Origin of the sequence: Halobellus litoreus (genome assembly GCF_024464595.1) — an archaeon.
In the GTDB taxonomy this organism is placed as follows: Archaea; Halobacteriota; Halobacteria; order Halobacteriales; family Haloferacaceae; genus Haloquadratum; species Haloquadratum litoreum.
Map to the genome: position 1 here is coordinate 617,974 of NZ_JANHAW010000002.1, position 19,958 is coordinate 637,931.

General features: G+C 67.8%; 19 protein-coding genes. 12 read left to right on the forward strand and 7 right to left on the reverse strand.

The genetic code is table 11. The features are described from left to right. Positions 1–5: 5 nt before the first annotated feature. The 9 genes from NO360_RS10665 to NO360_RS10705 all read left to right on the forward strand — a co-directional run bounded on the left by NO360_RS10665 (position 6) and on the right by NO360_RS10705 (position 10,454). Positions 6–602, forward strand: coding sequence for an SRPBCC family protein (locus tag NO360_RS10665; RefSeq protein ID WP_256307790.1), 597 nt, complete (start codon positions 6–8; stop codon positions 600–602). Beyond that, complete coding sequence (locus tag NO360_RS10670; RefSeq protein ID WP_256307791.1) at positions 599–1,486, forward strand: FAD binding domain-containing protein; 888 nt, start codon at positions 599–601, stop codon at positions 1,484–1,486. The genes NO360_RS10665 and NO360_RS10670 overlap by 4 nt, the downstream gene beginning before the upstream one ends. Beyond that, positions 1,483–2,199 (forward strand): (2Fe-2S)-binding protein, encoded by a 717-nt coding sequence (locus tag NO360_RS10675; RefSeq protein ID WP_345780193.1) that lies wholly within the window; start codon positions 1,483–1,485, stop codon positions 2,197–2,199. The genes NO360_RS10670 and NO360_RS10675 overlap by 4 nt, the downstream gene beginning before the upstream one ends. Continuing rightward, entirely contained in the window at positions 2,196–4,700 is a 2,505-nt protein-coding gene (locus tag NO360_RS10680; protein WP_256307792.1) for an aerobic carbon-monoxide dehydrogenase large subunit, read from the forward strand. The genes NO360_RS10675 and NO360_RS10680 overlap by 4 nt, the downstream gene beginning before the upstream one ends. Positions 4,701–4,856: 156 nt before the next feature. Then, positions 4,857–5,987, forward strand: a complete 1,131-nt coding sequence (locus tag NO360_RS10685; RefSeq protein WP_256307793.1) for an XdhC family protein — start codon at positions 4,857–4,859, stop codon at positions 5,985–5,987. Further along, complete coding sequence (locus NO360_RS10690; RefSeq protein WP_256307794.1) at positions 5,984–6,970, forward strand: AAA family ATPase; 987 nt, start codon at positions 5,984–5,986, stop codon at positions 6,968–6,970. Before NO360_RS10685 ends, NO360_RS10690 begins: the two co-directional genes overlap by 4 nt. A gap of 6 nt (positions 6,971–6,976) precedes the next feature. Further along, positions 6,977–8,437, forward strand: coding sequence for a VWA domain-containing protein (locus NO360_RS10695; RefSeq protein ID WP_256307795.1), 1,461 nt, complete (start codon positions 6,977–6,979; stop codon positions 8,435–8,437). Continuing rightward, complete coding sequence (locus tag NO360_RS18965; RefSeq protein WP_256307796.1) at positions 8,434–9,276, forward strand: Rossmann-like domain-containing protein; 843 nt, start codon at positions 8,434–8,436, stop codon at positions 9,274–9,276. Before NO360_RS10695 ends, NO360_RS18965 begins: the two co-directional genes overlap by 4 nt. 5 nt (positions 9,277–9,281) lie before the next feature. Further along, positions 9,282–10,454, forward strand: a complete 1,173-nt coding sequence (locus tag NO360_RS10705) for an XdhC family protein (protein ID WP_256307797.1) — start codon at positions 9,282–9,284, stop codon at positions 10,452–10,454. Positions 10,455–10,498: 44 nt separating this feature from the next. Here NO360_RS10705 and NO360_RS10710 read toward each other — a convergent pair whose 3' ends face one another. Further along, complete coding sequence (locus NO360_RS10710; RefSeq protein ID WP_256307798.1) at positions 10,499–11,470, reverse strand: phosphoadenosine phosphosulfate reductase family protein; 972 nt, start codon at positions 11,468–11,470, stop codon at positions 10,499–10,501. A 115-nt stretch (positions 11,471–11,585) separates the two neighbouring features. On the opposite strand from NO360_RS10710, the gene NO360_RS10715 reads away from it, so the two are divergent. Beyond that, positions 11,586–12,596: a 2-hydroxyacid dehydrogenase gene (locus tag NO360_RS10715; protein WP_256307799.1), complete on the forward strand. Its 1,011-nt coding sequence runs from the start codon at positions 11,586–11,588 to the stop codon at positions 12,594–12,596. Between the two features lie 35 nt (positions 12,597–12,631). On the opposite strand, the gene NO360_RS10720 is transcribed toward NO360_RS10715, so the two are convergent. Then, entirely contained in the window at positions 12,632–13,954 is a 1,323-nt protein-coding gene (locus tag NO360_RS10720; RefSeq protein ID WP_256307800.1) for a glycerate kinase type-2 family protein, read from the reverse strand. A 325-nt stretch (positions 13,955–14,279) separates the two neighbouring features. Between NO360_RS10720 and NO360_RS10725 the strand changes: the two genes are divergently transcribed. Next, complete coding sequence (locus tag NO360_RS10725) at positions 14,280–14,930, forward strand: type I 3-dehydroquinate dehydratase (RefSeq protein ID WP_390281785.1); 651 nt, start codon at positions 14,280–14,282, stop codon at positions 14,928–14,930. Between the two features lie 32 nt (positions 14,931–14,962). On the opposite strand, the gene NO360_RS10730 is transcribed toward NO360_RS10725, so the two are convergent. After that, positions 14,963–15,496, reverse strand: coding sequence for an NADH-quinone oxidoreductase subunit E (locus NO360_RS10730; protein WP_256307802.1), 534 nt, complete (start codon positions 15,494–15,496; stop codon positions 14,963–14,965). 143 nt (positions 15,497–15,639) lie between these two features. Between NO360_RS10730 and NO360_RS10735 the strand changes: the two genes are divergently transcribed. Beyond that, positions 15,640–16,977, forward strand: a complete 1,338-nt coding sequence (locus tag NO360_RS10735; protein WP_256307803.1) for a hypothetical protein — start codon at positions 15,640–15,642, stop codon at positions 16,975–16,977. Between the two features lie 48 nt (positions 16,978–17,025). On the opposite strand, the gene NO360_RS10740 is transcribed toward NO360_RS10735, so the two are convergent. The 4 genes from NO360_RS10740 to NO360_RS10755 all read right to left on the reverse strand — a co-directional run bounded on the left by NO360_RS10740 (position 17,026) and on the right by NO360_RS10755 (position 19,943). Next, the gene (locus tag NO360_RS10740; protein WP_256307804.1) at positions 17,026–17,592 is read right to left on the reverse strand and encodes a DUF7110 family protein; all 567 of its coding nucleotides are present in this window, start codon (positions 17,590–17,592) and stop codon (positions 17,026–17,028) included. A 202-nt stretch (positions 17,593–17,794) separates the two neighbouring features. Beyond that, positions 17,795–18,136: a glutaredoxin family protein gene (locus NO360_RS10745; RefSeq protein WP_256307805.1), complete on the reverse strand. Its 342-nt coding sequence runs from the start codon at positions 18,134–18,136 to the stop codon at positions 17,795–17,797. A gap of 90 nt (positions 18,137–18,226) precedes the next feature. Further along, the gene (gfcR, locus tag NO360_RS10750; RefSeq protein ID WP_256307806.1) at positions 18,227–18,880 is read right to left on the reverse strand and encodes a transcriptional regulator GfcR; all 654 of its coding nucleotides are present in this window, start codon (positions 18,878–18,880) and stop codon (positions 18,227–18,229) included. Continuing rightward, a complete protein-coding gene (locus NO360_RS10755; protein ID WP_256307807.1) occupies positions 18,864–19,943 on the reverse strand; it encodes a glucose 1-dehydrogenase in 1,080 nt (359 codons plus the stop codon). The genes gfcR and NO360_RS10755 overlap by 17 nt, the downstream gene beginning before the upstream one ends. Between the last annotated feature and the right edge of the window lie 15 nt (positions 19,944–19,958).

The window sequence follows — 19,958 nt, forward strand, 5'->3', positions numbered from 1 at the left end:
CACATATGGAATTTGATGGAGAGTTCGAGTTAGACGGCGTACCGCCCGAGAAAGCGTGGATCGTGCTGTCGGACCCGATGGCGGTCCGAGATTCGCTGAAGGGGTGTCGCTACATCACCCCGATGGACGACGACTTCAACTTCGACGAGTACGAGGCCGAGGAGGACGTCGAGATGCTGCCGGACGCGGACCCGGAGGTCGTCGCCGAACGGGCCTTCGTCGAGGGGCAGAAGTACGCGGCGCTGATGCAGGTCGGCGTCGGGAGCGTGAAACCCCGCTTCGAGACCACGGTCACCATCGACGAGCGCGACGGCGAGAACTTCAGGATGATCGCGACCGGCGGCGGCGACGCCTCCGGGAGCAGTTTCAGTATGGAGTCGGGGATGGAGATCCACGGGCTCGAAGACGGCGAGGGCTCCCGGATCGAGTGGTGGACCGAGGCCGACATCTCGGGTCGGATCGCCCAACTCGGCTCGCGGGTCATCAATCCGGTCGCCAACAAGATCGTGAACAACTTCTTCAGTAGCATCGAGCAGCAGATGACGGACGTCGACGAGGACACCAACTCCGGCGTCACCGACAGACTCAGGAACATGTTATGAAAGCGGCACCGTTCGAACACCACGAGCCGACGTCGCTCAGCCAGGCGGTGAGCCTCATCGAGAGCCTCGACGAGCCGACGATCCTCGCCGGCGGGCAGAGTCTGGTTCCGATGCTCCGGTTCCGACTCGCCCGGCCCGACACCGTCGTCGACATCAACGGCATCGACGAACTCGACTACCTCCACGAGGCGGACGGCTACCTCAAGATGGGCGCGCTCGCGCGTCACGCCGACGTCGAGGACTCGGAGCTGATAACCGAGAGGTACGGGAGCTTCGCGGACGCGGCCCCGCTGGTCGCGGACCCGCAGATCCGAAACCGCGGGACGATCGTCGGATCGATCGCGCAGGCCGACCCGAAGGGCGACTGGGGATCGATCCTCATCGCGCACGACGGCGAAGTCGTCGCCGCGGGCCCCGACGGGGAGCGGACCGTCCCGATCGACGAACTGTTCCTCCTCCCGTACGACACGTCTCTCGGCGAGAACGAACTCATCACCGAGGCGCGCGTCCCGACCCCGGTCGAGCGGGAGGGCAGCGCCTACCACAAACTGAAGCGCAAGACCGGCGACTACGCGATGGCCGGCGTCGCGGCCCGGCTGATCCTCGACGAGGACGGGCGAATCGAGACGGCCGGCATCGGGATGACCGCGGTGGACATCACGAACGCCCGCGCCGCCGACGCGGAGGACCATCTCGAAGGCGAGCGGCCCAGCGCCGACCTGTTCGAGGCCGCGGGCGAACTGGCGGCCGAACAGTCGAACCCCGAGTCCGACGAACACGGCGACGCGTCGTACAAGGAGCGGATGGTCGAAGTGCTAACCCAGCGGGCGCTCGGTGATGCCGCCGAGCGTGCGGGGGTCACCAAACGGAGGGTAACACCGTGACTGACGAACGCGAAATCACGCTGACGATCAACGGAACCGAACGCACGCTCGAAGTCGAACCGCGACGGCTGCTCGTCCACGCGATCCGGGAGGACCTGGACATGACGGGCACGCACATCGGCTGCGACACCGGCAACTGCGGGGCCTGCACGGTCCTTCGGGACGGCGAACCGATCAAGTCCTGTCTGATGTTCGCCACGCAGGCCGACGGCAGCGAGATCATGACCGTCGAGGGGATGGAGGACCTCCCCGAGTCCGACGGCGAGCTCCACCCGCTCCAGGAGGGATTCCACGAGGAACACGGCCTGCAGTGCGGCTACTGCACGCCCGGAATGTTGATGGCGGGGAAGGCGCTCCTCGACGAGAATCCCGACCCCGACGAGGCGGAGATCCGGGAGGCGATCAGCGGCAACCTCTGTCGGTGCACCGGCTATCAGAACATCGTGAAATCGATCGAGTACGCCGCCGACGAACTCGCCGCACAGCCGGCGACAGACGGCGGGACCGCGGCGGTCGAGCCCGGGTCGTCGGCGGACGTCGCCGCGAACGCCCCGGGAACGACCGGTGACGCGGACGGTCCGACGGCGGCCGACGACGCGGACGGTTCCGACCAGTTCGACGGGTACGATACCGAGGGCGGGTTCTCCTGCGGCGTCGAGAACTGCTGCGGCGGCCCATCGACCGACGCCGAACATCACGGAGACAACGCATGAGCAGCGAAACCGACGACATTCCGGTCGCGGACACGGAGTATCAACACGACGACGACGGCGGCCCCGACCCCGAGAAGCACCACGGCCACGGCCGCGGTGGGATGGGTGAGGAGGTCAAGCGCAAGGAGGACAAGCGCTTCATCACCGGCCGCGGCAACTACGTCGACGACATCAAGAAGCCGGGGATGCTCCACTGCGAGATCGTCCGGAGCCCGCACGCGCACGCTCGCGTCAACGAGATCGACAAGTCGCGCGCGCTGAATCTCGACGGCGTCGTCGCCGTGCTGACCGCCGAGGACCTGGCGGCGCACGAACTGGCGACGATGCCGACGCTGATGGACGACACCCAGGACGTCCTCGTCAACGACAAGGTCAAGTTCCAGTCACAGGAGGTCGCCGCGGTGATCGCGACCGACCGGTACGTCGCGAAGGACGGCGCGGAGAAGGTCGAGGTCGACTACGAGGTGCTCGATCCCGTCGTCACCGCCGAAGAGGCGCTGGAGGCGGACGCGCCGCTGATCCGCGACGAGCTCGAAGACCAGGAGGACAACCACATCTTCGACTGGGACGTCGGCGACAAGGAAGCGACCGACGAGGTGTTCGAGGAGGCCGACGTCACCGTCGAAGAGCAGATGGAGTACCAGCGGCTGCACCCCGCGCCGATCGAGACCTGCGGGTGCGTCGCCGACTGGGACCCCGGCAAGGACAAGATCACGGTCCATCTCACCTCACAGGCGCCGCACGCGCACCGGACCCTGTTCTCGCAGGTGTCGGGCATCCCCGAGCACAAGGTGCGCATCGTCAGCCCCGACATCGGCGGCGGCTTCGGCAACAAGGTGCCGATCTACCCGGGGTACGTCGTCGCGGCCGCCGCATCGGTCGTGCTCGAACAGCCCGTGAAGTGGATGGAGGAGCGCTCCGAGAACATCCAGACCACCGGGTTCGCCCGCGACTACGACATGACCGGCGAACTCGCCGCCACCGAGGACGGGATCATCAAGGGCGTCCGGACGGACGTGCTGGCGAACCACGGCGCGTACAACGCCGTCGCCCAGCCGTCGAAGTTCCCGGCGGGCTTCTTCAACATCTTCACCGGTTCCTACGACATCGAGGCGGCGTACGGGTCGCTGACGGCGGCGTTCACCAACACCGCCCCCGGCGGCGTCGCCTATCGCTGTTCGTTCCGCGTGACGGAGGCCGTCTACCTCATCGAGCGGATGGTGAAGGTGCTCGCCCAGGAACTGGATATGGACCCCGCGGAGATCCGACGGAGGAACTTCATCCCCGCGGACGCGTTCCCCTACGAGAGCGCGACCGGGTGGAACTACGACTCCGGGGACTACGAGAAGGCCCTGGACAAGGCCCTGGAGATGGCCGACTACGACCACTACCGCGAGGAGCAGAAGCGCCGGATCGAGGAGGACGCCGACAAGCTCATCGGCATCGGCATCTCCTCGTTCACCGAGGTCGTCGGCGCGGGGCCGGGCAAGTCCTGCGACATCGCGGGCATCGAGATGTTCGACTCGGCGGACATCCGGGTGAACCCGACCGGAAACGCCGTCCTCAGGGTCGGCGTCCAGACGCAGGGACAAGGTCACGAGACCACGTTCGCACAGATCGTCGCCGAGGAGTTGGGGATGGACGTCGACAACATCTCCGTCGAGCACGGCGACACCGACACCGACCCGTACGGACTGGGCACCTACGGCTCCCGTTCGACGCCAGTTGCGGGGGCGGCCACCGCGGTCGCCGCCCGGAAGGTCCGCGAGAAGGCCAAATCCATCGCCGCGAACGAGTTGGAGGCCGCCGAGGAGGACATCGAGTGGGACCGCGAATCCGGCGAATTCCACGTCGCGGGCGCGCCCGACCGCTCGATCACGATCACCGAGATCGCCGCCGGCGCGTACATGAACCATCCCAGTTCGGAAGAGCCCGGGCTGGAGGCGGTGAACTACTACGACCCGCCTGAGATGACGTACCCGTTCGGCTCCTACATCGTCGTCGTCGAGGTCGACAGGGAGACCGGCGAGGTCGACTTCGAGAAGTTCGTCGCGGTCGACGACTGCGGCAACCGCATCAACCCGATGGTCATCGAGGGGCAGATCCACGGCGGCCTGGCCCAGGGCATCGGGACCGCGATGATGGAGCACGTCACTTACGACGAGAACGGCAACTGCACGGGCGGGGACTTCATGAACTACCTGCTGCCGACGGCCAACGAGATCCCCAACTTCGAGACGGGCTACACGGTGACGCCGTCGCCGCACCACCCGATCGGCGCGAAGGGCGTCGGCGAGTCGCCGACCGTGGGGTCGCCGCCGGCAATCGTCAACGCGGTGGTCGACGCGATGGCCCACGCCGGCACGACGCACGTCGAGATGCCGATGACGCCCGACGTGGTCTGGGAGGCGCTCGACGAGGCCGGCCTGTCGCTCGATCCGAGCCAGAACGTGCACTTCGAGTTCGAGGGCGGACAGAGTGAAGAACCAGCAGACGACTGAGACGAGCCGTTGGACCCCCTCCGGTGATCGCACCTCGACGGCGGCGATCGCCGGTGAGGGAGCGGACCGTGCCGAGGCGCGCCGGCCAGATCGACCCCGCGCGGGTCGGCGTTCGGCGACAGCCCTATCGGCGCTGCCGACGTGGACACATCGACAATGACGGGGAACGATTCACGCGCTTCGATCGACGATCCGCCGCATCGAGCGACCGTCAGCGACGGCGACGTCGCCGAGTTGGAGGCAGCGCTCACGGATCGAGGCGAACCCTACGCCCGAGTGACGATCGTCCGCCGGGAGCCGCCGGTGTCGGCGAACGTCGGCGACCGCGCCGTCGTGACGCGGGACGGCGAACTTCACGGCTGGATCGGCGGCGCGGCGTGCGCGCAGACGACCGCGATCAGCGAGGCGAAAGCCGCGATGGACGACGGGAAGCCCCGATTCGTCGGCATCGCGCCCGATCCCGACGAGATCGACCGGCCGGGGCTGGAGGCGTTCCCGATGCACTGTCACAGCGAGGGCGTCCTGGAACTGTTCGTCGAACCGGTGAACCCGACGCCGGAACTGCTCGTCGTCGGCGACTCGCCGGTCGCGCGGTCGCTCTCGCGACTCGCGGGCGAACTGGCCGTCGACGTCGTCCTCGTCGATCCGGACGCCGGCGACGACCACGACGCGGACCGAGTCGTCACGACAACCGATCCCGATGCCGTCGTCGAGGCCGTCGGCCGGTCGCCGCTCGTCGTGGTCGCCTCGATGGGCAAGTACGACGCCCGCGGGGTCGCCGCCGGCGTCGCGGCCGACGCCGCGTACGTCGGCCTCGTCGCCAGTGACGCGCGGAGCGGCGAGGTGATCGAACGGGCGGCGGAACTGCTCGAGACGGATCCCGAGCGGGTCCGAGCGGTCGTGACGAACCCCGCCGGCGTCGACATCGAGGCGTACACGCCGACCGAAATCGCCGTGAGCATCCTCGCGGAAGTCGTCGACGCGCGAGCGAACGCCGGGAGCGCACGGCGACCGGCGGCCGAAGCGCAGCAATCAGCAGAGGGGACTGAGTCGGAGTCGAGCGGGGCCGAATCGGCCGCCGGAGAACCAGCGGAAAGCGACGCGACCGAAGACGGAACTGGGGCGGCCGACCTCGCCACCGACCCCGTCTGCGGGATGACGGCCGATCCGGAGACGGCGCCGGCCGTCGACCACGACGGGGAGACGTACTACTTCTGCTGTGCGGGCTGTGCGGACTCGTTCCGCGAGGAGCCGGAATCGTACCTGGAGCGCGGGGAGGCAGCGTGACCCGCACCGCGTTCGCGTCGCTGTCGACGTCGGATCTCGAAGACCGCTTCCGAGCCGAGGCCTACGTCGCGGACGACCGGACGGTCACGACCGTTCACCTCGCGCTGACGCTCGGCAGACCGCTGCTCGTCGAGGGGCCGCCGGGGAGCGGCAAGACCGAACTCGGGAAAGTCCTCGCGAGCGCGTTCGACACGGAGCTCATCCGACTGCAGTGCTACGAGGGGCTGACCGCCGAGAACGCGCTCTACGAGTGGAACTACACGAAGCAGTTGCTCGCGGTGCAGGCCGACGAGGGGACGGTCGCGGGCGATTCGGCGGCCGCCGGAACGGTCGACTCAGCAAGCAGCGGTTCCGCGTCGGAGGAGGTGGCGAAGCGTCGCTCGGTCTTCGACGAGGAGTACCTGCTCGAACGGCCCCTGCTCCGTGCGCTCACCGCCGGCGACGCCCCTCCCGTGCTGCTCGTCGACGAGATCGACCGCGCGGACGAGGAGTTCGAGGCGTTCCTGCTCGAACTGCTCTCGGACTTTCAGGTCTCGATTCCGGAGTTCGGGACCGTCTCGGCCGACCAGCCACCGATCGTCGTGCTCACGTCGAACCGCACGCGGGGGCTGTCGGACGCGCTGAAGCGTCGGTGTCTGTACCTCCACGTCGAACCCCCCGACTTCGAGGACGAGTACGAGATCGTTCGGCGGAAGGTCCCGGAACTCGACGCGGCCGTCGCCGCGGAGGTGTGTGCGGTCGTCAGCCGTCTCAGGGAGGAGGCGTTCCTCAAACGCCCCGGCGTCGCCGAGACGCTCGATTGGGCCCGGGCCGTGGCGCAACTGCGACGCGACGAGGAGGACCGACCGCTCTCGACGGGCGAAATCGAGCGAACGCTCGGCTGTCTGCTCAAGGAGGCCGAGGACTTCGACCGGATCGACACCGCGTTGCTCGAACAGCTACAGGCGGCCGCAGCGGCCGCCGAGGACCGCATCGAAGCCTGATCGACGATGAACGCGAACGCAGGGGACCCGGCGGAGCCGGCCGCGGCCGAGGAGTCGGACGCGAGCGAGGGGACGGCCGCGACGGCGTCCGACGGGGGCGTCCCGGCCGACGCGACGTCCGAGGGCGTCCCGGACTTCCGGGCGGCGCGGCGACACGTCCTGATCGAACTGGTCAGACTCGCCGCGAAGCTCCGGAGGGAGAACGTCTCCGTGCCCCCCAGCGACACGCTGGCGGCCGCGCGGGCGCTCTCGGTCGTCGGCCTCGGCGACCGCGACCGCGTCGAGGACGCGCTCCGGGCGACCTTCCTCTCCGATCCGGCCGACGCCGACGCCTTCGAGTCCGCGTTCCCGACCTTCTGGCACCGGCTTCGGTCCGGGTTGAGCGCCGTCGCGACCGACCACGACGGGCCGACGGCCGGCGACGACGAGGCCAACGAGGTCGGTGAGTCGGCGGACGCCACCGACCCCGAGACCGACGGCGCGGAACCCGGCGTGTTGGAGGACGCGGAACCGCCGGACGTCGACGACACCGACGGCGGCGGCGGGGCAGTCGAGGTCCGGATCCCGACGGAGCGCCGGCACGCGACGGGCGACAGGCCGGAGTCGACCGGCGAGAGCGACGCGCGCCGATACAGCGCCGTCGGCGGGCGCGAGCGCGTCGACGTCGACGCGGCGCGGTTGACGCCGGCCGAGACGGTCGCCATCGACCGCTTCGTCGACGCGCTATCGACGGTTCCGGGCCGTCGCCGCCAGCCGTCTTCGACCGGCGACCGGGTGGAGGCCAGACGGGCGCTGCGCGCGAGTCTGGCGACCGGCGGCGCGCCGATGGAACTGCCCGCCTCCCGACCCAGGCCGAGCGAGCTGCGGTGCTGTCTCCTGGTCGACGTGAGCGGCTCCGTCCTCGATACCGTCGACCGGAGCGTGCTCCTGGCGTTCGCCGACCGGTTGCACGACAGCGCCCGCGACGCCGGCGTGTTCCTCTTCGACACGGACCTCGTCGACGTCACCGAGCAGTTCGAACGCGGCGACGGCGACCCGGCGGCGGCGCTGAAAGAGGCAGAGGTCGAGTGGGGCGGCGGGACGAAGATCGGCGAGGCGTTCGCGACGCTCCGCCGCGAGCACCCCTACGCCGTCGACCGCCGGACCGTCGTCGTGGTCGTCAGCGACGGCCTCGACGTCGGGGACCCGGACGTGCTGGCCGACGGCGTCACCTGGCTCGCGGATCGCGGGGGCGCGCTCGTCTGGCTCAATCCGCTGGCCGTCTCGCCGGCGTTCGAACCGCGATCCCGCGGGATGTCGACGAGCGTACCGTACGTCGACGCCCTGTTCGGGTTCGCCGATCCGGGGGACCTCGCGGAGGCGGCGCGACAGATCGAACAGCGTGGGCTCGGCGGAACGGTCGGGTACGAGTACGATTCCCGTCGCGCCGAGAAGTCCGGGGCCGACACCGGAGGTGACCCGTCGTGAGCGACTTCCTCGCGACGGCTCGCGATCGTCTCCGACCCCACGTCACGGACGCGACGAGAGTCGATCGGATCACCGTCGGCGACGCGGCGGTCCTCGTCGAACTGATCGACGGGGAGTCGTCGACGGCCGGCCTGGCGCATCGGCCGTCGGGCGAATCGCTCTCGACGGCCGAGTCGATGCCGACGGCCGATCGGAGCGTCGAGTCGTTGTTGTCGGCGGCGACGGCGCAGGAAGCCGGTGAATCGACCGCCGATCGCGGGCGACGGGCGCTCGCGATCGCGACGATGAACGCGCTGTCGGCACCGCTCGTCGACTGGCGGCCGGGCGACCCGATGGCGTTGCTGTCGGACGACGTCGAACGAATCGCGACCGTCGGGCTGTTCACCCCCGCGTTTCGGAAGTTCGACGGCGTCGAGGTCCGCGTGATCGAACGCGAGCGGATCGAGGAGGTCCCGGACCCCGACGGCGTCCGCGTCCGGGCGTTCACCCCCGACGAGGCCGCCGCCGCGATGAACGACGCGGACGTCGTCTTCGTGACCGGGTCGGCGTTCATCTACGGCGGCGTCGAGGCGTACCTCGACGCGGCACCGGCCTCGGCGACGGTCGTGGTGATCGGCGCGACGGCATCGTTCCTCCCCGACCCGCTGTTCGAGGCGGGCGTCGACGTCGTCGCTGGCGCCACGGTGACCGACGCCGACGGAGTCAGTGCGGCACTACGGCAGGGGGCCTGCGGCACCGACCTGCACGACGCGGGGCTGCGAAAGGTGTATACCGCCCGAGCGACGCCGTCGGGGATTCGAATCGACGCGACCGACGCAGCCGAGGATCTTACTACATAACCGATATGACACAGAGCAACTGGAGCGTTCCCGAGACGGAAGTCGTACAGCAGATCCGTGACCGACTCGACGGTGATCGAACCGACGTCCTGGCGACGATCGTCGACGTGGAAGGGAACGCCTACCGTCGACCGGGGGCGAAGATGCTCCTCGACGAGGGCGGGTCGGGCGTCGGCAGCATCACCGCCGGCTGCCTCGAAGACGAACTGCTCGCGGTCGGGGATCGCGTGCGGGAGACCGGGGAGACCGAACTGGTCACGTACGACCTGATGAACGACGACGACGAGGACGTGTGGGGGCTCGGCGTCGGCTGCAACGGCGTCATCGAGGTCCTGCTCGAACCCCTGACTGAGACCTACCGCCCCGCGGTCGAGGCGTTCTTCGGCGGGCGCGACGTGGCCGTCGTCACCGTCCTCGACGGCGGCGAACGGTTCGAGCGGGGCGACCGCGTCTACTACTACCCGGACGAGGGTACCCTTGAGTCCCCCGACGGATCGGAAGCGACCGGCTGGCCGGTCGACGCGCTGTCGGGTCCGGCGGCCGAACTCGCCGCCCGGGGGAAGGCGGGGACCGTTTCCCTCCCGGACGGCGCGGACGAGCTGACGGTGTTCGTCGACGGACTCGCCGCGCCGGACGAGTTGGTCGTCTTCGGCACGGGCCACGACGTGCGGCCGGTCACGGAGTTGGCGTCGAAGAACGACTTCCGCGTGACCGTCGTGGGGTTCCGCGGCGCGGTCGACCTCGACGAGCGGTTCCCCGACGCCGACCGGACCGTGACCACGTCGCCGGCCACCGTCGGTGACGACCTCGACCTCGACGAGCGGACGTACGCGGTCGTGATGACGCACAACTTCGTCGACGATCAGTTGACCGTCGAATCCCTGCTGGACGCCGGCGTTCCCTACGTCGGGGTGATGGGACCCCGCGAGCGGTTCGATCGGATGCTCGATGCCTTCGAGGACGACGGCCGGCGCTTCGGAGAAGAGACGCTGTCGTCGGTGTACACGCCGGTCGGTCTCGACCTCGGGGGCGGGTCGCCGTTCCAGATCGCCCACAGCATCGTCGCCGAGGTGCTCGCGGTCTCGAACGAGCGGACGCCGCGGCACCTCAAGCGCCGCGAGGGTCCGATTCACGAGCGGGTCGACGTCGAATCCGACGCCGACGCGCCGGCGCAGTAGCGGACCGATCTCCCCCGCGAGAGGGCGGTCGCGCTCGCCGGAGTTTACATATAGCCGAGGTCGCGCAGGCGCTCCATCAGGTCCTCTTTGTCCTGGGCGCGGCCCGCGCGCTCGGTCGTGTTCGCCATGTCCTGTAGCCAGGCGGGTTCCTCGGTGGTCTTGTCGGTCGAGACCTCGCTGCCGAGCGAGCGGAAGCCCGCGAAGTACTTCGGCGACACCGGGATGTCCGCCATCGTGAGTCCGTTCGGCAGGTCGTCGGCGCTCGTCGGGACGTAGCCGTCCTCGGGGTAACCCTCGACGGTGTCCGGGACCACGAAGTTCCAGAACGCCTCCCAGACGGAGGCCTCGTCGAACTGGAGGATGGGCTGAATGCGGTCGTGCGGCGGATAGATGTCGGGGTCGTGCCGCGGCGAGAAGAACGTCTCGTCGGCGCGGGCCTCCTGTTCGTCCCAGCGGACGCCCGAGATGACGCCGTCGACGTCGTACTCTTCGAGGGCGTCGTTGAGCGCGACCGTCTTCAGGAGGTGGTTGCCGACGTAGGTGTCGAGCAGGAACGGGAAGGTGTCCTCCTCGTACTCCAGCAGGTCTCGGATGTGGTGCTGGTTGTGCTCGGAGAGTTCCGAGACGGAGATGTCGTCGCCGGGTTCGAGGTCGTGTTCCTCGACGTACGCACCGACGTCCTCGTTGCGGGCGTAGATGACCTCGAGGTCCCACTTCTCGGCCCAGTGGTCGACGAAGTCGTGGATCTCGTCGAAGTGCTGGTAGTGGTCGATGAAGACCGCGGGCGGGGTCTCGAGGTCGTACTTCTCGGCGACCTCCTTGATGAAGTACAGCGTGAGCGTCGAGTCCTTGCCGCCGGTCCACATCACTGCCGGATTACGGTACTGTTCGAGGCCGCGCTTCGTGACCTCGATGGCCTTCTCGATCTTGTCCTGGATCGTCGGGTAGTCCGCGGGCGTCTCGCCCTCGCCGTCGGTGTAGTCGACGTCGAGGTAGTCGGGGAACTCGTCTGACATCGTGTAATTATATGTAATTACAGGCTGATAAATGCCTTTTGGGATCGATAGCCCCGGTCAGTCCGGCGCGACCCGCTCCGAAAGACTATGCGGGAACGGAACGGAGTGAACGCCAATGACGGAACAGCCGACCGTCTACGTGACCCGGGCGATTCCCGCAGCCGGCCTCGATCAGCTCCGAGACCGATACGACGTCGTCGTCCGGGACGAGACGCTCCCGCCGTCGAAAGACCACATCGTCTCGCGGCTCGAAGAACTGGACGCGGAGGGACTCGTCTGCCTGCTCTCCGAGGACGTCGACGCGACGGTACTGGACGCCTCACCCGACCTCTCGGTGGTCAGCACCTTCTCCGTCGGCTACGACCATATCGACCTGACTGCGGCGGCCGAGCGCGGTATCGCCGTCGGACACACGCCGGGGGTACTCACGGAAACGACTGCAGATCTCGCGTGGGCGCTGTTGCTGACCTGCGCGCGCCGGACTGTGGAGGGCCACGCCCACGTGGCCGCCGACGAGTGGGAGACGTGGGGGCCGACGCTTCTCACGGGTCCGGACGTCCACGACGCGACGCTCGGCATCGTCGGCCTCGGCAAGATCGGGACCGCGACGGCCAAACGGGCCGCGGGATTCGAGATGGACGTGCTCTACAGCGGCCCCTCTCGGAAGCCGGCCCGTGAGGACGAACTCGCATCGTTCGGCGTCGAAGCGACCTACGTGGAGCGGCAGCAACTGCTCGCCGAGAGCGACTTCGTCTCGCTACACGTGCCGTTGACGGAGGCGACCGAGGGACTCATCGGCGAGGCGGAACTCGGACGGATGGCCGAAGACGCGATCCTACTCAACACGAGTCGCGGCGAGGTCGTCGACACCGACGCGCTCGACGAGGCGCTCGACCGGGGCGAGATCGCCCGCGCCGGACTCGACGTCACCGACCCCGAGCCCCTGCCGGCGGACCATCCTCTGTTCCGACACGCGCCGGAGCGACTGGTCGTCACCCCGCACATCGGGAGCGCCAGCACCGGAACCCGAAACCGGATGGCCGAGATGGTGGCCGCCTGTACCGAAGCCGGGATCGAGGGCGAGCCGCTGCCGCACTCGGCGCTTCGCGACGCCGGAGTGGAGTGAGTGCGGGGTCGCCGGTCCGAGCGTCCCGGACCGGCTCACTCGGGCACGAGCAAGAGACGGAGATCGTTGACGTTCGTACCCGTCTGTCCGGTGAACACGAGCGCGTCGCGCTCGTCGAGGTAGTCGTAGACATCGTTTTCTTTTAATTTCGCGCGCGCCTCCCGGAGGTCGTCGACGGTCGCGGCGTCGACCAACGCGCCGGCGGCGTCGGTGGGGCCGTCGATCCCGTCAGTGTCGACGGCGCAGAGGACGGTTCCCTCGGGGAGTTCGGTCGCCGCGCTCAGGGTAAACTCCTGGTTCGGACCCCCGGTACCGTCGCCGCGGATCGTGACCGTCGTCTCGCCGCCGGAAAGAACCGCAGCGGGCGGTGAGACGGGATTTCCCGTGGCGCGGCTCTCCTCGGCGACCGCGACGTGCGTGAGTGCAGCCTCCCGGGCCTCCCCGCGAACCGAGGAGGAGAGGACGAGCGGTTCGAATCCGGCGTCGGCGCAGACTTCCCGCGCGGCCGCGATCGCGGTGAAGTTGTCGGCGACGACGTGCGTGGAGACGGTGTCGAAGGCCGGATCGGCCTCGCCTGGTGTGTCGTCGAGGTCGCCCGCCGCGCCGCGTTCGAGGCGGCGAACGACCGTCTCGGGGGCGTCGATCTCGTACTCCGCGAGGACGTCGAGGGCGTCGGCGTACGTCGTCGGATCCGGTGAGAGCGGCCCGCTCGCGACGACCGAGACGTCGCCGCCGCTGACGTCGCTGAATATCAATCCGACTGTCGTCGCGGGCGCGAGTTCGCGAGCGAGCAGTCCCCCCTTGATCGACGAGACGTGCTTTCGAACGGCGTTGATCTGATCGATCGGGGCGCCCGACCGGAGCAGCCCCTCGGTCAGGTCGCGGAGATCCGCGAGCGGGATTCCCTCCGCCGGGGCGGCCAGCAGTGCACTCCCGCCGCCGGTGATCGCGACCAGTGCGAGCGTCCGCTCGTCGGCTTCTCGTGCGGCCGCTACGACGCGTTCCGCTCCCGCGACGTTGGCCTCGCTCGGGACCGGATGCGTCCCGGTGACCGAGTCTACCGGACCCGCCGGGACCGGATCGTCCGTCACGACGACGCCGCCGGAGAGCCGGTCGCCGAGTAGCTCAGAGAGGACGCCCGCGACCTGGCCCGCGGCGTTGCCGCCGCCGAGAACGACCACCGAATCGTAGTCGTTCAGGTCGTATCGCGACTCGTGGACGCACAGCGTTTCGCCGTCCAGCGAGAGCGCTCTCCGCAGTACCTCGGTCGGGTGCGCGGCGCGAATCCCCGCCTCGACCGCATCCAGCGCCAGTTCGTGGAGAGCATCGTCCGTTCGCCCCCTCGTTCGGTCGATCATGACCGAACGCTCGGCGCGGGAGAGGTAAAAGACACCGCTAGCGACGAATCGCGCTAAGGTAGGTGTTCGCGGCGGGTCGACGTACTATGTCGGCGTCGGTTGAGCGTCGTTGTCGGCGTCGGTTGGGTGTCGGCGTCCGACGCTCCTCGGCGGCGGTCGTACCGGAGCACGCAGCGGGGGAGCAACCGATCGATAACCACATTTATCATTGCCTGAGTGCTACAGATTACCAATGAAGACCGACGGCTTCGCTCTCGCGGCAACGACAAACGATCTGACACGAGAGCAAGACGCCCGGGAGGCGGCGGACCTCGTCGAGTTTCGGATGGACAAAGCCGACAACCCCATCGAGCAGCTGGAGTCCTACGACGGCGAGCTGCCGATCGTCGCGACGAACCGCAATCAGTGGTTCGGCGGAAAGGCGAGAGACACCGGGCGCCTGGACACGCTTTTCGCCGCGTCCCGCTTCGAGAGCGTCGCGTACGTCGACATCGAACTCGAAACGGCGCGGGCGAAAGAGTGGATCCTCGAGGAGTTTCGCGGCAACGACGTTCGGCTGATCATCTCGCACCACGATTTCGACGCGACGCCGGATAGAGAGGTTCTCGCGGCTATAATCGACCAGTGCGCGCACTACGGAGACATCGCGAAGGTGGCCACGTACCCGACTGACCTCTCCGACACGCTCGTGTTGCTCGGCGCGCTGCACGAAGCGACGCAGAAGGGCATCGACGCCGCCGGAATCGCAATGGGAGAGATCGGAAGCCACACCCGAGCGATCGGCCACATCTACGGCTCGAAGCTCGGATACGCGCCGCTTTTGGACGACCACGACGAGTACGCGCCCGGACAGATTCCGCTGGGGAAACTCAGAGCCCTCATCGAGGCCACGCGGGTCGACGGGACGAGCCTGGAGCGGATCGACGCCATCGAAGACGACGTCACCGTCCCCTCAGAACTGACGCTGCCGAACTGACCGGCGATCGAAAGCACGGATCGCGAGACGAGTCAGGCCCCCGAACCGCCCGTGAGCGGTTCGACGACGCGGAGGTTCTTCTCGGCGGCGACGTCCCGTATTTTTCCGAGGACTGCCTCGGTGGCCCCGCGCTCGGCGGCGATGTCGATACGCGCGCTCGACACGTTCGACGGCCCGTCCGGTGCGGCGACCGATAGGTCGGTCACGGTCGCGTTCGCCGACTCCTGAATCCGCGAGAGGGTGTCCGACAGGTCGGTGTCGATGACGTGGCCCGAGAGGATGACGGTGAGGCCTTCGCTGTAGCGCTCTGTCCCGGCCTGGATGACGTTGATCCCGGCGTCGCGGAGGCCGTCGATGATTCTCTCGAAGCGGTCGGGCGTCGCTTCCACGTCGACTTCGACGGGGATGTGCCCGCGGGGTGTGACGTTACCGCGCTCGTGAAAGATCGACAGCAGATTGCCGCCGTTGTCCGCGATCGGGCGGAGCGAACGGAGGAGTTCGCCCGGTTCGTCGACTAACTCCAGTCGGAGCGTGTACGCACGGACGTCCGTCTCTACCTCACTCATCGGTCGATCGCCCCCGGTTCGTCCCGTGCATATCCGGTACAACCCCCGGAAGCGAAGTGAATGTTTCCCCGAGAGCGGGAGCACGGGGGACCGTCCTCATAATAAAAGATTATGTCGTTCTCCGCCGACTACCGGACGTACATATGCCAGACAGCACGCTACAAGACGCGCTCGATTCCGCGGAGAGCCCCGTGGAACTGCTCCGCGATCTCGGGCTCGCGCGATTCACCGATCTGCCGGACGAGTTCACCAACTGGATCGAGGAGCAGCGGGCGTGGCAGGAGGGCGTCGCGTTCGCGGACCAGTCGTATCACATGACCGACTTGCGGATCGACGGCGCCGCGGCGATCGACCTCTACTCGAAGTACGCCGTCAACGACTTCCAGCAGTTCGACGTCGGGCAGGCCAAACAGCTCGTCGTCGCCAACCCCGACGGCTACCTCGTCGGCGACGCCATCCTCTTCCGGGAGGCCGAGGACTCCTTCTTGAGCGTCGGTGCCGCGGCGGCTCACAACTGGCTGCTGTATCAGGCCGAAACGGGCGATTACGACGTCGAAACGGCGTATCAGCCGCGTCCGGTCGGCACGGGGGACGACCCCAACAACTTCCGCTATCAGGTACAGGGCCCCGACGCGGTCGCGACGATGGAGGAAGCCATCGACGGGTCGATCCCGGAGTTGGGCTTCTTCCGCTTCGAGGAGGTGTCCATCGGCGGCAGCGACGCCTACCTCCTGCGACACGGGATGGCCGGCGAAGCGGGCTTCGAGTTCTGGGGCGAGTGGGACGACGCCGACGCGGTCCGGGAGGCGATCCTCGACGCCGGCGAGGCGTACGACGTCCGTCGGCTCGGCTCGAAGAGCTACCAGAGCGCGAACACCGTCCTGGGGTGGCTTCCGCTTCCGGTCCCCGCGATCTACACCGGCGAGGAGATGCGGGACTTCAGAGAGTGGCTCTCGCTTCGGCGCGGCCTCATCTCGATCGGCGGGAGCTACGACTCCGAGGACATCGAGGACTACTACGTCACGCCGATCGAGGTCGGCTACGATCACATCATCGACTTCGACCACGACTTCGTCGGACGGGAAGCGCTCGAAGCCGAGATCGACGACCCCGAGCGGAAGAAGGTCACGCTCGTCTGGAACGACGAGGACGTCGTCGACGTCTACGCCTCGCTGTTCCGCGAGGGCGAGACGAAGAAGTTTATGGATATGCCCGTCCCGCGTTCGTCGGCGTGTCACTACGACGAGGTCACGAAAGACGGCGAGGTCGTCGGCGTCTCCAAGTGGATGAGCTACCTCTACAACCACCGCGAGATGCTGTCGCTCGCCCTGGTCGACACCGAGTACGCCGACCCAGGCACGGAGGTCACGCTCACGTGGGGCGAGGCCGACGGCAGCGGAAACAAGAGCGTCGAGCGCCACGAGGCGGCCGAAATCCGCGCGACCGTCGCGGCCGCGCCGTACAAGCAGGATCGTCGCTGAAGCGCCTTCGAGAACGGGCCGTTCGGCCGATTCTCGTCCCGTCGGTTCTCAGTCGCTGATGAACTTGTTGTCCCGCCAGTTCACGCCGCCCGAGCCGTTGTCGTTCTTCGAGGGGTTCTCGACGACCTCGATGCTCGCCGGGCGCTCCTCGCCCTCGACGATCCGGTGGGCCGTGAGTTCCCCGTCGACCTCGGTGATCGCGGTGAGCGTCCCCTTCTCTGCGAGGAGTGCGATCTCCCGCAGGACCAGGAACATCGGGTACTGCAGCGCGGTGTTCTGGAGGACGGTCTCGCGGTCGCCCTTGAAGCAGGCGAACTCGACGAGTTCGGAAGGGATCTCCTCCTCCTCCTCTTCCCAGCGGGGTGCGCCCGCTCGGGGGGGTTCCTCTTCGTACACCCGGTTCTCCGTGATGCTCGCTTTCAACTGCGCCGTCGGGGTGTATTTGCTCAGGTTGTCCTCGGCCGCGACGGCCTTCAGAATGAGCGTGTTGTTCCGGCGAGTCACCTCGACGTCCGTGACCTCGGGCGGCAGGTCCGGGTCACCGTTCAGGTACTCTTCGACCTCTTCGAGGGGCAGTTCCAGTGTCGAGTGAAGTCGGTATACGCGGCCTGACATAGTTAGTTTTTGAGTGGTACCCGTACGAGACGGACGCGGCGCGACGTCGGTACCTGTGTAGTGGTAGGCACCGGGGCCTTATAGGGTCTACTCTTTGATTCGCGACTGCGGCCAGAGTAGGAATCGTAGCGCCGCACCAGCGGCCGTACCGGAATCGCCTATCAGATCTTCGTTTCCGCCGTTCGATCGGGTCTGTGCGCGGTTACGTCCGCAGTGTTTCGTCCAGTTCGCCCCGCTCGTCGAGTTCCGCCAGGATGTCGCTACCGCCGACGAACTCGCCGTCGACGAACGTCTGTGGGATCGTTTCCCAGCCGCTGTGGGATTCGAGCGCGCTCCGGTACTGATCGAGCGCGGGCAGGACGTCGATCGTCTCGAACTCGTCGACGTACTGGGAGATGAGGTTCACCGCGCGCTGGGAGTACCCGCACTGCGGCATCAACCGGTTTCCCTTCATAAACAGCACGACGTCGTTCGATTCGATCGCGTCGTCGACGCGCGCTCGTACCTCGTCTTCGCTCAGGTCCGTCCCGGGCTGAAACGTCATAGCGGCCCATAGGCGGTCGTCGGTGAAATGGGTTGCGTCGGCGCGGGCCGGGCCACGACGCGCCCTACTGCCGCTCGCACTCGGGACCGATCAGTCGCTGCCGACCCGGACGACGTCGATGAGCGAGTACACCGGCACGCCTTCGATCTCGTCGACGCCCTGTTTGTCGACGACGACGACGCAGGCGACGGGGTCACCCCCCTCCTCGCGGATCGAGTCGATCGTCTCCCGCATCGTCGTTCCCGACGTGATGGTGTCGTCGACGACGTAGCACTCCCGGTCCCTGATCTGGGCGAAGTTCCGCGAGAACGACCCGCCCAGGTCCTCGATGTCGCCCTCCTCCCACTGGTGCTTCGCGGGGGCGTAGGAACCGAGGTCGGTATCGAGTTCCATCGAGACGGTCGTCGCGAGCGGCGCGCCGGCCTTCTCGATGCCGATCGTCAGATCGACCTCCTCGCCCTCCTTCATCAGAAGGTCGGCCATCGCTCGACCGACGTAGGTCAGCCGGCTCGAATCGCGGCCGATGGCGCTCCAGTCCACGTGAATGTCGTGTGGACCGCTGCTCTCGTCGCCGGTGCGTCCGACCGGTGCGGGGTCGCTCTCGTAGCTGTTCGATCCGCTGCGTTCGACGAGCCAACTCGCCGTCTCCCGAGAGACGTTCAGTTCGTCCGCGATCTCGCCTTTCGACAGGCCGCGTTCGGCGAGTTCGGATGCGCTCGAAATGAGGTCATCGACGTTCTTCATACGCGCTGAATTGGACGGCGGTTTTTATAGTGGTGTCGTCGTCGTCGAACGCCGTCTCGAAGCTGTCCAGATCGTGGACGCCGGTGATCAGCGCGTCGTAGAACCACTCGGGGAGGTCTAAGAGCGTCTCCGCGGCCGCCTCGAAGTGCCGGACGTTCGAGTTGACGCTGCCGACGAGCGCCTTGTTGTGCAACACGAACTCCTTGTGGAGCGCGCCGCCGTCGATCTCGAACTCCCAGGGTTCGGGGACGCCGAGGAGCGCCCCGACGCCGTTCGGCGCGAGCGCCTCGATCGTCTGGAAGGCGTGTTTCGCATAGCCCGTCGCCTCGAAGACGAAGTCCATCGGCTCGTGTGCGGTCGCGAGTTCGGAGACCGGCGTTTCGCGAGAGTCGACGTACGTCGCGCCCAGGTCCTCGATGATGTCGATCGTCGGATCCGGGCGGTCGCGACGGCCGAGGCAGTAGAGGCGATCGTAGTCGGCGCGCTCGCGAAGCATCGCGAGCGTCAGCAGCCCGAGGCTCCCGTTTCCGAGGACGATCGCGGATTCCGGCTCCCACGCGAACGACGAGCGGGAGGCGGTCGCGAGTTCGAGCGCCTTCTCGGCGACCGAGAGCGGTTCGACCAGAAAGCCCCGCTCCGCGATCGAGGCGGGAATTGACACCAGGTGCTCTTCGGGACTCGTGAAGTACTCGGCCATGAATCCGTGTTTACCCACGATGCCGCGCTCGTGGTACTCGCCCTCAGGTGCCATATCGGGCTCGCCGCGCCGGAAGAACTCGTTGGGGCCGTTCGGCGGTCGTCGAACGGTTGGGACGACGACGTCGCCCGCGGCGAACCGCGTGTCGCCGGGGTTCTCGACGACGCCGACGGCCTCGTGACCGAGGACGAGGTGGTCGTCGCCCGCCGGCGGGCCGCCGTGGCTCCCGGCGATGACCTCGTGGTCGGTCCCGTCGACGCCCACGCGGAGCGTCCGCACGAGAGCTTCGCCGGGAGCGGGGTCGGGCCGCTCGACGTCCACGACGACCGGCCGGTTGGACCCGCGTTCGACTGCGATGGCTTGCATACGCTCCCGTAGCCG